Source organism: Ruegeria sp. BG8 (genome assembly GCF_056538325.1).
Genome location: NZ_JBQFSZ010000004.1, coordinates 57,144 through 72,296 on the forward strand (window position 1 = coordinate 57,144; position 15,153 = coordinate 72,296).

The 15,153-nt window shown below is 52.4% G+C and carries 11 protein-coding genes; 8 read left to right on the plus strand and 3 right to left on the minus strand.

All coding sequences use genetic code 11. From position 1 onward, the window contains the following. Positions 1–326: 326 nt before the first annotated feature. The 5 genes from ACR0DG_RS09910 (at position 327) to ACR0DG_RS09930 (ending at position 6,966) form a co-directional block, all read left to right on the plus strand. The gene (locus tag ACR0DG_RS09910; RefSeq protein ID WP_480697391.1) at positions 327–2,261 is read left to right on the plus strand and encodes an adenylate/guanylate cyclase domain-containing protein; all 1,935 of its coding nucleotides are present in this window, start codon (positions 327–329) and stop codon (positions 2,259–2,261) included. Between the two features lie 16 nt (positions 2,262–2,277). Beyond that, positions 2,278–2,961 (plus strand): 50S ribosomal protein L11 methyltransferase, encoded by a 684-nt coding sequence (locus ACR0DG_RS09915; RefSeq protein WP_480707129.1) that lies wholly within the window; start codon positions 2,278–2,280, stop codon positions 2,959–2,961. A gap of 50 nt (positions 2,962–3,011) precedes the next feature. After that, positions 3,012–4,634: a transporter substrate-binding domain-containing protein gene (locus ACR0DG_RS09920; protein WP_480707130.1), complete on the plus strand. Its 1,623-nt coding sequence runs from the start codon at positions 3,012–3,014 to the stop codon at positions 4,632–4,634. Then, positions 4,631–5,275 (plus strand): ABC transporter permease, encoded by a 645-nt coding sequence (locus ACR0DG_RS09925; RefSeq protein ID WP_480697394.1) that lies wholly within the window; start codon positions 4,631–4,633, stop codon positions 5,273–5,275. The genes ACR0DG_RS09920 and ACR0DG_RS09925 overlap by 4 nt, the downstream gene beginning before the upstream one ends. A gap of 1,007 nt (positions 5,276–6,282) precedes the next feature. Then, positions 6,283–6,966 carry a DUF1989 domain-containing protein gene (locus tag ACR0DG_RS09930; protein WP_480697396.1) on the plus strand — a complete coding sequence of 228 codons (684 nt, stop codon included), beginning with the start codon at positions 6,283–6,285 and terminating at the stop codon, positions 6,964–6,966. A 1,369-nt stretch (positions 6,967–8,335) separates the two neighbouring features. On the opposite strand, the gene ACR0DG_RS09935 is transcribed toward ACR0DG_RS09930, so the two are convergent. Then, positions 8,336–10,183 (minus strand): dihydroxy-acid dehydratase domain-containing protein, encoded by a 1,848-nt coding sequence (locus tag ACR0DG_RS09935; RefSeq protein WP_480697398.1) that lies wholly within the window; start codon positions 10,181–10,183, stop codon positions 8,336–8,338. An 807-nt stretch (positions 10,184–10,990) separates the two neighbouring features. Between ACR0DG_RS09935 and ACR0DG_RS09940 the strand changes: the two genes are divergently transcribed. Then, entirely contained in the window at positions 10,991–11,377 is a 387-nt protein-coding gene (locus ACR0DG_RS09940) for a hypothetical protein (RefSeq protein WP_480697400.1), read from the plus strand. 169 nt (positions 11,378–11,546) lie between these two features. On the opposite strand, the gene ACR0DG_RS09945 is transcribed toward ACR0DG_RS09940, so the two are convergent. Beyond that, positions 11,547–11,933: a RidA family protein gene (locus ACR0DG_RS09945; protein WP_480697402.1), complete on the minus strand. Its 387-nt coding sequence runs from the start codon at positions 11,931–11,933 to the stop codon at positions 11,547–11,549. Here ACR0DG_RS09945 and ACR0DG_RS09950 point away from each other — a divergent pair. Continuing rightward, complete coding sequence (locus tag ACR0DG_RS09950; protein WP_480707132.1) at positions 11,909–12,529, plus strand: Lrp/AsnC family transcriptional regulator; 621 nt, start codon at positions 11,909–11,911, stop codon at positions 12,527–12,529. The two genes, ACR0DG_RS09945 and ACR0DG_RS09950, sit on opposite strands and share 25 nt — an antisense overlap. A 429-nt stretch (positions 12,530–12,958) precedes the next feature. Then, the gene (locus ACR0DG_RS09955; RefSeq protein ID WP_480697405.1) at positions 12,959–14,272 is read left to right on the plus strand and encodes a hypothetical protein; all 1,314 of its coding nucleotides are present in this window, start codon (positions 12,959–12,961) and stop codon (positions 14,270–14,272) included. Between the two features lie 8 nt (positions 14,273–14,280). On the opposite strand, the gene ACR0DG_RS09960 is transcribed toward ACR0DG_RS09955, so the two are convergent. Continuing rightward, entirely contained in the window at positions 14,281–15,150 is an 870-nt protein-coding gene (locus tag ACR0DG_RS09960) for a ChbG/HpnK family deacetylase (RefSeq protein WP_480707134.1), read from the minus strand. Positions 15,151–15,153 lie beyond the last annotated feature (3 nt).

Genomic DNA, 15,153 nt, shown 5'->3' on the forward strand with positions numbered 1-15,153 from the left:
CCAAACATTCCTATTGGAACCTTCGCACAATGCGTGTGTTATGTTCAGTTGAAGTACCACCGGGGCTTGGTTCAATGCGAAACATTCAGGAAAGTCCAGCCAATGCCACGCCTTCCAAAGCGTCGAATGTACCTACACGGCGCTTTTCAGTTCCGCTCAAGGCGACAATTCTCGTTGTTTTTTTTCTGACAACAGTTCCGGTTCTGGTGGCCATAATTCAGATTAATTACCAATCGAGTGAACGTGTACTCCGAAATCATGCCACAGAGATTGTTGAGAGGTTCCGCAACGAAACAATCCGACAAATAAACTCGGAGTTTCAAGCATTGAAATCGCTTGTCGCAACTGCGGCAGAGCTTGGTCGACAAGCTCCGGACCTGTTCACCGACAGCAGAGCACTCGTCTATCTATTCGAGATGTTGGGCTACAGCGAAACGCTGTTGAACATATACGTCGGTACAAACGATGGAGAGTTTCGCCAAGCGAGGCGCATTCATGATCTCGATGCGTCGTTTCACGGAACCAAGCCTCCGGAAGGTGCGCTCTATGCTTATCGTTTGGTCGAACCGTCCAAAGGCCCGCCAATACTAGACAGGTATATCTTTCTTGATGGAGAACAAACCGTTCTTGGCGACGTCGGGATCGATAGCGACTATGACCCCCGCCGCAGATCTTGGTATAACGAAGCCGCGGAAGCGGGTGGTGTTATCATCACAGACCCCGAGCTTTTCTGGGCTTTTGGTCTTGTAGGATTTACTGTTGCCGAACCTTACGCTGTAGACGGTGAGTTGCTGGGCGTTGTAGCGGCAGATGTTACACTGGATCGGTTTTCGCAGTACCTGGCCGAAAACCCCGTAAGCGAAAACAGCGTTAGTTATATGCTGGACAATAGTGGGCTGGTTCTGGCGGCCTCGGACGGCCTGACGCAATTTGGTAGCGACAACAACCAAGTGGCTTTGACACATGTTGCAGACGCTACAAATCGAATTGCAGCCAGAGCCTATGGTCAGAGCCATGAAACGGCAGGAGCGGAAGTATACGATTTTTCTTATGAAGGTCGGGATTTCGTCGTTGCGCTGTCCTCGTTCCACGAAAACCTGGGCAAACCCTGGCGGCTGATGGTTGTTACGCCACTTGATGACTTTACGGCTGAATTTCACGCGAGCAATCGCAAAACGCTTATTATTGGCCTGGCCGCCGTTGCCTTCCAACTCACCGTTATTGCGATTATTGCTAGCCTCGTCGCCTCCCCTCTCCAGCGGCTGGCGCGCAAGGTTAAGCGGATACAATCCTTAGACAGGGCTTCGGATCTCGCGGTCGTTCGTTCGCACGTTCGAGAAATTGAAATTCTTTCGTCAGCAATCGAGACGCTGGATACGGCAGTGCAGGCTTTTGCCCGTTTTGTCCCCGTTGAGTTGGTACGACAATTGCTCAAGTCAGACCAAAAGCTTGAACTGGGCGGGCAAAGTCGTTTTCTGTCTGTCTTGTTTTGCGACGTCGAAGCGTTTTCAACCTTGGCAGAACGAATTGCAGCGCGAGATTTGCTGGATCGCGTCTCCGCGCTTTTGGGGATGTTCAACCGTCGTGTGCTTGAGGAAAAGGGTACAATCGACAAGTTTGTTGGCGATGGTGTGATGGCCTTCTGGGGGGCGCCTTCACCTCTGGATGAACACGCGTTTCATGCCTGTGTAGCGGCATTGGCTGTTCAGCATGATCTGGAGCGTTTGAATCAAGATTGGCGTAAATCCGACGAGCCTGAGATGCGCCTAAGGGTCGGTATACACTCCGACGTGGTTTTGGTTGGCAATGTCGGCTCAAGCGAACGCATGAGTTACACTGTGCTGGGCGACGGGGTAAATATCGCGGCTCGCCTGGAAGACTGTAACAAGATTTATGGAACACAGATCTGCATCAGCCACGACACATTCCGCGAAGCCGGTGATCGATTGTGCGTACGTCCGATTGATGAGTTGCAGGTAAAGGGACGACGCTCTCTTGTTACAATCTACGAACTTCTGGGGGCTTATGGGGCCGGTGAAAAGTTCGAGCCATCAGAGAAAACTGTGGAGGTCGCTCGTCTAAGTCGGCGCGGGTTTGAAGCCCTGGTCGCAAAAGATCATTCTGCCGCTCTCGTAGCCTATCGGCAAGTTTTGGAAAGCTGGCCTGAAGATCCGGTGGCCAGCTTTCATGTGAAACGGCTGGAAGCGGACGAAGCCGGTACGGGCTCACGCGCCTGGATACGAGAAGTCGACGATGAATAACCTACACGTTACCTCTATGGCGGATCCGTTTCGGCCCAGCGACTACTCAGCCGCGATGGTAAGGTGTCTTCAAGATAATAGCGACATAGTCAGTGGCGCCCGCGTTCTTGATGTGGGTTGCGGCAGCGGAGTTCTGCTTGCAGCTGCAGGCGCAATAGGTGCAGCACAGCTGACAGGTGTCGATATTGAGCCCGCAGCGGCCGCGGCAACCATCGACTTGTTGAAAAAACAGGGAATTTCGGTGCCCTACGACATTCATCAAGGCCAGCTCTTTATTCCTTTGAATTTTCGGCAGTTCGATCTGATTTTGGCTAACCTTCCTCACTTTCCAATGGATCAAACCGCGCTCGAAGGACGTCTAGCGTCGTGGAGCGCCGGCGGCCCCAGCGGTCGTCAGCTGCTGGACCAATTCCTTGAAGGTCTGCCGCCTCATCTTGCACCACAAGGCCGCGCGATAATTGTGCATAATGCTTTCATCGATCTTGAAAAAACAAAAGAGAAAGCTTTCACACTTGGCCTCTCACTCAGCATTCTCGACGCCTTTCTCGTCCCATTGCCCCAACCCAAACTGGACTTAATGACCCGCGATGTCCTGATGCGGGAAACCGGGAAATCGATCATTCGTTTCGGCAACCATACTTTTGGCGAGGTGGCTGTGTTGTCGCTTGCCAAATCTCCAGCCGATGGGGAATTTCTGTGAAAAGTGCGGCTGTAATTATTTTGGCCGTCTGGCTTCTGGCCTCTGCCTTGATGACTCCGCCCGCCAGCGCCGAAACACCAGATGAAGCCCTCGACACACTATTGGCCGAGGCGCAAGCCAAGTTGCCTACAGCGTGCGACGATCCAACGGTTGATCATCTGGTTCGAATACTGTGCTCAGGCCGTATGCGCGTCGGGGTCAGAGGCCACTACCCTTTGTTCGCCACGCGCAATGCAGATCGATCCGACCGGGTAGGCTATGACACAGATGTGGCTCGGGCCATTGCAAAACGGTTTGGCGTACAACCTGAATGGGTACATGTGCGCGCCGCGACCCGAATTTCTACTTTGGCAGAAGACGGCGCTGACGTGGTGATCGCGACCATGGGGCACAATACGCGTCGTGACAGTCAGGCAAGGTTCATACGTCCCCACTATTATCAATCGGAAACAATCATAGTAGGCCCGCGCGAAACGGACGTTTCAGCTTGGTCGGATGTTGCCGAACGCCGTGTCTGCACCACCATCGGAAACTACGCGAATGCGCATCTGGTCACAAAAGGTGTTCGCTTGATGTTGTTCGAAGATGCTGGTCGCTTACCGGAAGCATTGAATGAACAAGTCTGCCGATTGGTGGCGCATGACGACAGTTTTCTGGCCTCTTATCTTTCGGAACCATCTTTTGGCGCGCGGTTCGAACCCAAATTCGGTTTCGATCCGGTGCCTTGGGGAATAGCGGTCGCACAAACCGAAAGCGACGATCTGGCCCGGGCGTTGGAGCTTATCAGTCAGATAATGCACCGCGACGGTGAGTTCCTGGCACTCGCGCGCAAGAACGGTATTTTTACACAATTCTTGGCAGAGCAAAGCAAACTCTGGCAGACATCGGAGTGTTCAACGGTGGCTGCGTTGCGAGACCCTGCCTGCGTTCTACCTGCTCTTGACGCGACTCCACCTCCGACTGCTTTTGCTGACACCGTCCACTCGGCAAGCAATTGGATGGAAGACAATCTTGGTTTTTCCCCGACCTTGCCAATGCTCACAAGCCAACCGGCGTTCGACCTCTTCACCGCCGGCATATTTAATTCTTTCATTCTTGTAATAGGGTCGCTGCTCGCAACGCTTGGCTTTGCCTTGATCATCGGTCTTCTTGCCGCGTTTCCAAACCGTTTGGCGCGTTTTTTGGCCTGGAGCGTTATCTCGGTCATTCAGTCTTCCCCAGTGATCCTGACGCTGGTTATAGTCGCCGCGGTTGCAAACGCAATTTTCACATACTCTCCTGCAGTGGCCTTGGGATCTGCAATAGTTGCGCTCGGCCTAATGAACGGTTGCAACGCGGGTCAAGCAATCGGTGAAGCCGCAGATACTCTGCGGCGAGACGGGCAGAATGGCAGCCGTTTTGACTTATCACTGTTCCGCGAGGCTGTAAGGCGGTCTCTGACACAACTGCTTTCGTTTTTGGTCAACGCCGCCAAAGGCACACCAATTGCCAGTTTCACCGGCGCACCTGAGCTTCTCAGTGCTTTAACTGACATCACCTCTTTCGCGGCTGGCCGAGCCACGACCTACACGTTGGTCTTGCTATTTTATATTGCTGTTGTGATTTGCGTCGTCCGGGTTTGCGAGGTCATGCGCAAACGGCTTGATGTGCGTTTGCAGGAGGCCAAACCATGACCGACCTGATGAATTTGCTTAGCTCGGATTATCCAATCGAGTTGCTAACTGGCATGGTCGTTAACTTCCAGATCGCGTTGATTGCCTTGACGCTTGGATTGGTTTTAGGTGTACCCTGCGTGCTTTTACTACTCATGGGGCGTGTTTGGAGGCACGCAGTTAATCCGCTCATCGGCTTAATGCGCGCAGCTCCGACTTTTGTCGTGATGTTTTTTTTGTTGAACATTATCCCCCGGCAATTTCAGGTTTTTGAATTCAACGTGGTGCTTTCACCCGAGCTGATCGTAGCATTGTCGCTGGTACCTTACGTTGCGGCTTATGTGGCTGATAACGGCATGAGCGCCATAGTCGAACTGCGCGGCGGTTCGCGTGAAGCGGCGCTGTTGTTCATTCCTAATCTTGTCCGCGCTTTCGTTGTTCTGGTTATGTCGTCCAGTGCTGGCGTGGCAATAGGTGTAAATGAAGGCATCGCTGTCGTCCTTCGCGAGGCCGAAAGACATTCGACCCTTGGCGATCAAATGTTGGTCTTTGCGATCGGTGTATTTGCCTTCGGTGTCGTGTTTCAGATCGGCTTCGCCTGCGTCCGAATTGCGATGCGTCTATTTTCAAAAACCAAATCCAGCGAGACGCCTTCCCTGTAAGCGGTGTTGCTGATCCAAAAGCTACTTATCGGCCATAAGCCAAACACGCATTTTTGAGCCCATACTGACCTTATCCACGTTTTTTTCCGTGCGAACCGTCGCTCGCACCGGATTAAACTCGCTCACAACCTGTTCTGTCAAACAACTCGATTGGAGACATCGTGCTCACTACTGAAGGTTTCTTCAATATTGGAAAACGTTTCGTATCCATGGGCGTGCGCGCAGTAACCGTTGTTGGATTATCAGTTCGCTACTTCTGTCAAAACAAGCAAAGGATGAACCGCCATCGGTGGACGTGCCTCCTCATCTATGACTCTATTGACCCACTCCACTTTAGGGTCCAAGTAAGACGCTTAACCCACTGATCATATAGAAATGTGTCGCGAGACAAGGATGGCATCGCTTCAAGGCGATTAATAACACCGAACTTCGTTGATCCGACGGCCGGCAGGTCCGCACCAACATCGATTGCTGTGTGTCGCAAAGATCATATTCAACTTTAAGAACATAATGCCGCATTTGATTGCACCGACCATCTTGAATCGCGTGCGATAGCGCTCGCACAATCATCTTTGAAGCCGCACTAGCCTTGGAACTTATACAGTAGAAAATGAAGTAAATGCGGGCTGAATACCTCTTTTTTCGCCGCTAAATCTTTAAAACTACCAATGCTCATGGTGAGTATGTTTGCCACTGTTAGGGCATTAATGCCGACTTGCATTGCTTGGCTCATTACGAGATTCGTGGAAGTTACGCATGGTGACAAAATTGCACCTCGCTACAGTGCAAAAATTGTGAATTTTTTAGATTATTATTGCTCTAATAATTGCGCCTTTTTTCTGAATCTAGAAAAGTTGCGATTGGACGAACACGAATTCTTCGTAATGATTAAAGGCTACAGACGAGCGGAACTTCAATGCAAGACAACCATCACTGTGTTTCATTTCCCGCAGCGAAAATCTTTTGGCGGTTGATCGAAGCGATCATTCGAAAAAAAGGAGATTGACGTGAGCAGCACCGATTTTTCGGTCCCGCACGGGTCAAACCAGAGCCTTGATATCGCCATCTCAACAGACGGAACTGCGGAAGTGGGACGCACCTACGAGATACCTGCCCGATGCGGTATCGCGGTCAGGCTTGCACGGGGGCAAACTCTCAATATCATCAATCCAAGCGGTCATCAGGTTTGTGACTTCTTCGCCTTTGCCGCCAAGGACCTGCACGAACATCTGTCGATGCCCCATCTGCACACCTCGATTGCATCAATCTTCCCGAAGGTCGGCGACGTCTTGGTCAGCAACCAGCGGCGGTCTTTGTTGACGATCACTGCGGACACTTCGCCGGGGGTGCACGATACAGTTATCGCATGCTGCGACCACGCAAGATATCGCGAACTGAAATGCGAAGGCTATCACGACAATTGTGCAGACAACCTGCGCATGGCGCTTATCGCCATCGGACTGAAGACGCCACTTATCCCGGCCCCATTCAACATTTGGATGAATGTGCCACTCAGGGCGGATGGATCCACCAGCTTTGAACCTCCGGTCGCGCGCGCAGGCGATCGGATTTCGCTGCGGGCCGAAGCCGATCTAATCGCGGTGATGTCGGCCTGTCCGCAAGACATGACACCAGTGAACGGAGAAGGGGTCGCGCCGGACAAACTGGAATTCAGCGTATCGGCGAGTTGAACCGTCCGCGCGGAGATGCCGGTTTTGGCGGGTAGTAACCAAAGCTGCTGAGCGATCGTGTTTTTCCACTCACTTGGCGGCATGGAACAGAGCAGGACCCGTTCTACACTACAAATCCAGGGCGGCTTCATCCTATCGCAGTTCTGCTGTTTCAAAAAATAGTATCGAATACTTCATTGAAAACGGTTTCCAAATCCGGCGTAGCTTCTAGCTAAGGCCGTGCCATCTTGTCCCAATCCATATCAATTCCAAACTATGTCGTTATCGCCAATGAGCCTAACAAATATTAGATCAATCAGTCTTAGCATAATTTGGTCCTTTGGGCCCAAACCAGATATCCAGCGCGTTATGTCGACTGCTGAGGCGTTCTTAGTCGGCTCGATGTGGGCAGTGCGGATCTTTGCCTCCCTGCAAAGAACGAACCAACTGGTTTTATGTTACTATTGCAAAGAGACTAAACTCTGCGAGGATATAGATTCATTGAGGGCGAGGTTTGCGTCATCGTCGGTTTTGGCCCTAGCCTAGGTGCCGCATATTCTGAGAGTTTCAAGCAAGCTGGTTACTCTCGCACTGCTGAGCCGTTCGGGCACCACATTCGATGACGAAGTTTAAACCTATTGTTCAATCAGTTCCTACAGGTACGACGCTGGAAACCCCGATAACTCAAAAATGCGCTTTCCGTGGTTCAGAGCGATCTAAGGGGAATTGATGTCGTCATCTACAACGCAGACCTTGCACAGTTTTGAACGCCTGATGGCGTTTCGGACATCGAATTCGAGCAGAGTTGGCGCGTCGGAGCTCTTGGCCTTTTTACCACCGCGAAGCGACTAGGATCTCAGATGGCCGAACGTGGTTCCAGGGTAATCATTGTATCGGTTGCGATCGCAGCACTTCGGGGTAACAATTAGACAACAGTTTTTGCCCCTTCGAAATTTGCCCAACGCACACTGAATAGTGCGGCGGATAAGCAACTTGGTCCAAAGGGCCTACATCTCGCGTATCTCATTGTCGACGGTCTAATCGACACCAAGGACAATCCGACAAACTTTGCATTTTGTGAACCCGACGACTTCATTATCAAACCAAGGCGTATAGCAGAGTCAGTTGTGATATTGGCCCGGCAAACGGTACGAAATAGACACCGGAAGATGCGCGCTAATTCTACCCTACGCCCTCTCGAAGCAGACGTTTGAAATGGCGAGCACCCGCTACTTACTGAGCACATCTGTGCTGTTGTGTCCGAAACAGCCACCCGCCATATGTCGTGGGGTTAGCAAGTGACTGCTTTATTCGGATAATGTGACGACCTTAGACCGTCCAGACTAGCCGAGGTGGAACTGAAGGATTTGCTAGACCACTGGCCGAGATGTCATTTCCTCCAGCGATTTGTGGGAGAAAATGCAGAGCGCACCGGCTCCCGCGGTGCGTTGAGCCACAACTCACGACCTGAGTGTATACCCCCGCCCTGAACAGCGGGTACAGCAGACGTTCGCATGCGATGCAAAAGACGGGTGTCCGCAACTCCACAATTTGGATGAACACCGCCATTTCCGGCGACTTCTGCTTCCCACTGCGCACGGCGTTCGGCGACGTTGTCTGAATCTTCCAGGACCGGTGCATTAAGTTCGTTTACGTTCAGATCAGCAACGATCTCGTCACCGTCTTTGATCAAGGCTATTGGCCCCCCAAGCGCCGCCTCAGGCCCGACATGACCGATAACCAGCCCAACTGACCCGCCCGAGAAACGCGCATCTGTCATTAGGGCAACCGTAATCCCCCTCTCACGACACAGCGTCGTGATCCGCGCAGTGGCATCCAGCATCTCTGGCATGCCAGGAGCACCCGAAGGCCCCTCGTATCGGACAATGATCATGTCATTGTCTTCGAACCCCATCGGATGAGTATCGAGCATTTCGAGTAGACGCGCCTCACCTTCGAAGACCCGCGCCCTGCCTTTGAATACGTTGTTCTCGAGGCCACGCTCCACGCCGGCCAGCTTGAGGATGGCGCTGAATTCGGGCGACAGATTTCCGCCCAGCAGGCGCAACCCTCCCGTTTCCTTGAACGGGGCCGAAACGGGATAGATCACTTTTCCATCCGGCGCAGCAGCGCCCAGTCGTTCGACCTGTTCGGCCAGGCTTTCGCCTGTACAGGTCGGGGCATCACCGTTGACAATACCGGCGTCTATCAACTCCTTCACAATCACCTGCACACCACCGACACGGTCGATATCCACCATTGAATAGCGGCCATAGGGGCGCGCGTCGGTCAGGACCGGAACGACTTTCTGCGACCATTCGTTGAATTCTTCGGGTGTTACAATGTCCTTCCAGAAATTCGCATATCCCGCTGCGCGCGCGATTTCCGGCGCGTGTAGAACAACATTGGTTGAGCCACCTATCGCCATCGCGACAGCCAGTGCATTGCGCAGCGAGTCACGGCCGACGATATCCCTCGGACGTGTGTCATTTTCGATCAGATTTGCAAGGTAGCCCACCAATTGCGATGGGAACTCTTCCATACGGCGTGGATCGTCGGACGGCGGTGCCACCATATGCAATGGTTGCATGCCCAAGACGCCGATAAAGGTTTGCATCGTATTGTAAGTAAAGATTCCACCACATGATCCGATACCCGGACAAGCAATGCAGGCAATACGCTTACGGTAAGCGGCGTCCTCATTTCCTGCAACCTGGTAAGCCGAGATAATATCCAGCATTTCACCAGTTTCAGGGTCCTTTGATGGATGAATGGAACCGTCCGACATCATGATGGCAGGCTGATTGTGCTCGAGCAGTGCGGCCAAGGTTCCAACGGGCGGTTTGTCACATGCGACCACGGCGATCGTTCCACCCAGCCCGGATGCAGAGAGGTGCTCGGAAAACACGTCATTGGTCACTTCGCGTCCAATGAGAGAATACCGCATCTCACGGGTTCCGTTGCGAATACCATCAGACGTTGCGATGGAATACTCGGGTTGGACCAGGCGCATGGCGATCTTGCCGGCATCCTTGCCGATCTGGTTCCGCAGCGCTTCGTGAATCGCTTCTACTTTCGGCTGCACACCAAGATAGCACTGGCTGTCGCCCTTGGTGCCCACAACACCAATAGAGGGTGCGTGGATCAAATCCTCATCCGTACCAAGTTCACGCGCAATACCATAAGCTTGGGAATTTCGCCCGGGGTGGTTGTCGATCAGCACAGGGTTCTTGGCCATTGGTTTCCTCCGGAAATTACGTGAGAGCTTTATCGACTGAAGTTGGACAATCAGGTCGCCATTCCGGCAAATCCAGATGCAAAACAAGGCCCTAAAGTCCGTTTACTTCGAAACGTAAACAAGTTTTTTCGTCAATGATACTTAAAACGCTAAAACGAGTTCGACAGGAGCATCGAGGCGCGGTCTCCGAAATCCAAGTACCTACGCTGAGTTAACGTTGGCTTTCACAGATTTATTGCAAACCAACCAGCACATAGCGTTCCCTTGCTAGGTTTAGAACAGCCAAAGTGGTAGCGATTTTCTGACGAGCTAACCTGCCAACTACGCAAACTGCTGAAAGGTTCAGAGCCCGAGCGCCATTTGGCCTTCGCGGTCCTATGCACTGTGTCGATTCCACTGAGCGTTGCCGTAGCTGGAGTGAGTGCTTTTAACCCCTGCCGAGTACACCTGTTATTGGAACAAGGATCCTGTTCTGCGATCCCGTTCGGGTACTTACAACTGATCATCTCGATTGGGATGGCGCAACTAAAGCCTATCAGCAAATTGTTGATTGTGGCGCTCACCGAATTCGCTTTCAGTCGGTTGGCGGTGGTCAAGTTTCAAAATTCTTTGGATATCGATTCATATTGGGCGTAACTATAACCACAGGAAAACCGTCGGGTTGGTGCGCGATTGGATATAGTATCAAAACGCTCAGACCTCTTTGTGGAGGAACACGACAACGGTACGAAACTAACGCTGCGCGCGCGTAACCCATTGGTGTCGTGGTTCGCAACGACAGTTGGAGCATTTCTATCCTTAGGACCAATGACGCTGATCGCCTACGGCTTCTCAGTGTCCAACTATTCTACCGTGCTAACTGCGACGGGTTTAATAGCATTGGTGTTTTGGTTGACTTGGCATGTAGGATGGCGTCCGCGACAATTTCACATTGTATTTTCGCGCGACTTTTTGCGAGTCAACAAACAGCACTTTGCTTATGCGGACATCCAGTCCTACGGATTAAGCGAGTATGGAGGCGGCATTGTCGATCCAGTATCAATCGGCGTGCCACGCAACATAACGATCGGACCGCATATCTACATAGATATCGGCGGAAGATACTTGCCGATTACCGTAGGCTTGAAAAAAGAACAGGCGAAAGAAGCCTTGAGACTTTTTAGCATTTTGTTTGACGCACATCATTCAAGCTAACCCATAAGAGAATGGTCTGCTTCGGGCACTTCACTGATATTGTCTGTGCCGAAACGGATCGTCCGCAATCGGATATCAACGCAATTCGTTTTGGTCTTGTCAGGCTGGCAAAACCCGTAAGAAGTGTGCATTCGATGCGGTTGCGCAAGTGATCGCTTGTTCGAAAAACCTAGCTCATGGCCATCACTTCAATCTCGACCAGCCAAGACGCATCGAGTGTTGTCACAACTATCGCTGTCGTCGGCACGACGTGGCCACAAAGCGCAGCTTCGCGGGCCGCTTGATTCTTCTCCGCGTACTCAGGCCGAGCGAGGTAGCTGGTCAAACGAACGATGTTTTCAACTGTCATATCAGCCTCAGCCAAGATGCGTCGCAAATTCTTCCAGATCAAATCAAGCTGCGCGTCCAGATCAGCAGGAGCAGATCCATCTTCGGACAAACCCATTGTACCACTAACGAATAATTGCCGTGTCGCACCAGAGACCTCCATCCCATGAAAATAGTCACGTGTTGCTGGGTAAATTCCTTCGGATGGGTTTATCGTTCTTAACTTCATCTGAATATCCTTTTGAATTATGGTACGATTGCCGAAGAAAAAGGTTTCGAAAAGGCGTATCTAGCGACATGACAAAAGAAACAGAAGATCTTCAGCGAATTGTTCAGTCAAAGCGCCCTTTGGATGAATTCGACCGAAAAATATTAACCGCTCTGACAGACGACGGCCGTGCAACCTACGCTGATGTCGGTGAAAAGGTCGGACTTTCCGCCCCTGCCGTCCACGAGCGTGTAAAGCGGCTCAGGCAACAAGTCATCAAGGGGATCCGCGCGCAACTTGATGTCCCGTCATGCGGAAAGAACTTCCTCGCCTTCGTTCATGTTGAGGCGGATGGCTGGGGCAAAAGCGAACGCATGATGAGACTTCATGACTTTCCCGAGGTTGAAGAAATGCACTCCGTTGCCGGAGATACCTGTGTGATCATCAAAGTGCGCACTGCGAACGCACAAGCGCTCGAAGAGTTTTTGGCGCAGCTCTACATTCTGCCGGGTGTAAAAAGCAGCAAGAGCTATGTGGTTCTGTCAACATATCTTGAGCGCGGGGTTCAAGCGGAGGTGACAACCGAATGGCCCGACGTACCGCTACCGACATCTTGACTCCGTTATCAGGCGTCGTGCTACATCGTGCATTTTGGGTAAATTCCCATCCCAATTTGATGCGTGAGGGCACGGCTTTGGTCAGGGACGCGCAACCTACACTTGTTGGAGTCGTTTTCAACCTTCTGCTTTGTGAAGGCCAATAATTGTCACGTCTGAAGATAGAGACACACAGAAGCGCTCCAGAAAAACTTTGAGCCCGCTTGAACCAAGGTGAATTCGGTTTGGCGAAGCGGCAATGTCCATCCTGTGAGGCTCATTCACCCGCGGCATCTGAACTCGTTAATACCCAAGAGCTTGCATCAGATACCGAAACCCCAAAGATGATCACGGGCAATTCACAATTTTCTGTGCACACCAAATTGTGTGATGCCAAGCGGGCGCTTCACGAATAGCTGATTTTTGTCAACTTGTTACCGAGAGATTTCCATGCTCCGTTTCCTTTTATGCGCTTTGGTTTTGGCAGCCCCGGTCCGGGCTGATGATCTGAGCGCCTTTGCAGCTGAACGCCTGCGGGATGCTTTGCTGCTCTATGATCAGAAATTCCGCGATGGCGAGACTGGTCAGTATCTGGACTCGATACGTCTGGACGACAGAAACGGGTCGCCGATTTCATCCATAGCTGCAAGCGGAATGGGATTGATCAGCCTTGCAATTGGTGACGCAACCGGCGTGATTTCTGATGCTGAGCAGAAAGCCGAGATCACGCTTGAGCATCTGCTGGGTCTGAACCAACACACGAGCTTCGCCGTCGAGCGTTCTGCCAATGGGTGGTACCGTCATTGGTTCAACGCCAAGACGGGCGCAGTGCCCAAAGGAAGCAAAGACAAATACTCGACCATCGATACCGCCATCCTCAGCGCGGGTGCCGCGATTTTGAGCAATTATCTGGTCGACAAAGCCAAACGCGAGAACATGCCTATTCCAAGGGCAGCGCAACTGGCACAGCAATTGGTGATGTCGACCAATTGGACTACGGCCATCCGAGACCCCAAACGGGGCTCGATCCATCTGGTCTTTTACGGTGCCGAGGCCGAACGTCCTACTGACAGTGTGGCCACCATTCCCTTTGACGAATACGCCCTACTGCCTTGCATGGCGGCCCGTTTCGAACGGCTGACCCGAAATGAAGGGGACGCCACCTTGTTCTGGCACAGCCATTTTGACGAGGTCGAAGACCTGCCAATGCCGAAATATGAAAACCTGACGCTTCTGGGTAAACCCAGCGGCAGCGTACCTTCGCATTTCACGCATCAGTTTGCTTTCTATCTGTGTGGCGACTACGCGCGCGATCCGGCCTTTCTGGAAGAACTGCGCGAGTTGAAAAAAGCCGACCGACAGTGGTTTGAAAACAATGGCGCGGCGGCGGGTCTGTGGGGGCTGGGCGCAGGGTCCGAGATCGTGTTCGACCAGCAGGACCAAATTGAGAAATACCGCTATGGCGTGGCGCGGTTGGGTCAAAATCCCAATCAAACAGCATCACCCGCGATCATGGCCGGATTTCTGCCAGTGGACATGACCGATGGGACGCAGACCATTCTGACCGAACTTAAGACACTGTGGGAAACCGGTGCCTGCCGGTACGAACACGAAAACCTGGAATTCATGTGGCGATGTTCCGCCAAAGATCCCAGCCTGCAGGTTCGGCGGCTTGAAGCGATTGATTTCTCAACCTGGATGTTGGGGCTTGCGACAACGCATCCGGATGTCGGGCTCGAGTTCTTTCAGGACTATGCTTTCTAAGCCCAAACTCAGGACCTTGGCGCAGCAAGGGTTAGGTCATTATCCTGCATGTCCTGCAAAAACTGCGCCGAGGCCAAGTAAGACAGCTCATCCGGCCTACGGGCTGCGATCGGATCCCATATGCCGGACTCATGGGCATGCCCGGGATGGCACATGATCAGCGCCGAATTTTTCGCGTTCCCGGCAGCAGTCAGCCAGCGTTGCATCAATCCGCCAAACTCTTGGTCCGGATCAAAATCGTTTACCCCGTAAAACAGGTTATTGGTGGGAATACCTTGGCGCCGCAGCCTGCGCTTAAGACCCCGCGAAAGGGTCGAGATGACCGCAGCGCGGCGCACACCTACGCCCAGACGTCCAATCTCTGCCAAGGGCAAATCGCAGGACCGAACCCATACTCCACGCGGCAAATCTTTAGCGATTGCAACAACGGCGTCACGTATACCGGGTAAGATATGGGCATGTTGGTGGCCGTCCAGAAAATCGGGTGATCTGCCAAACGTCTCGGAGAAGATGTGCACCTGTTGTTTGATCTGCTCGACGATCTCTGTCTGGTTCAGCTGATTCAGATGCGCGCGCTTGATCAATGTTCCGACCGTGGGCAAGACCCCATCCGGGGCCAGATGCGGCATGGCCCCCAACGGAGCGTACTCTGTAAACGTCAGATGTAGCCCGATCTGAACATGATGTTCCGCTGATGCGGCGGCCTGCACCAAATTGGGCGCGTTTTTATCCAAAGTCTTGCCCACGCTCATGCAACTGACCGCGTTCAGACGCCCGGCCCAGACCAGTTCGACAATCCCGTCATCCGTTCCCTGATGCAGTCCGAAATCATCCGAACACAGCCTGAAATGCATCATTGTTACGGTTCCTTCGGTCATTGT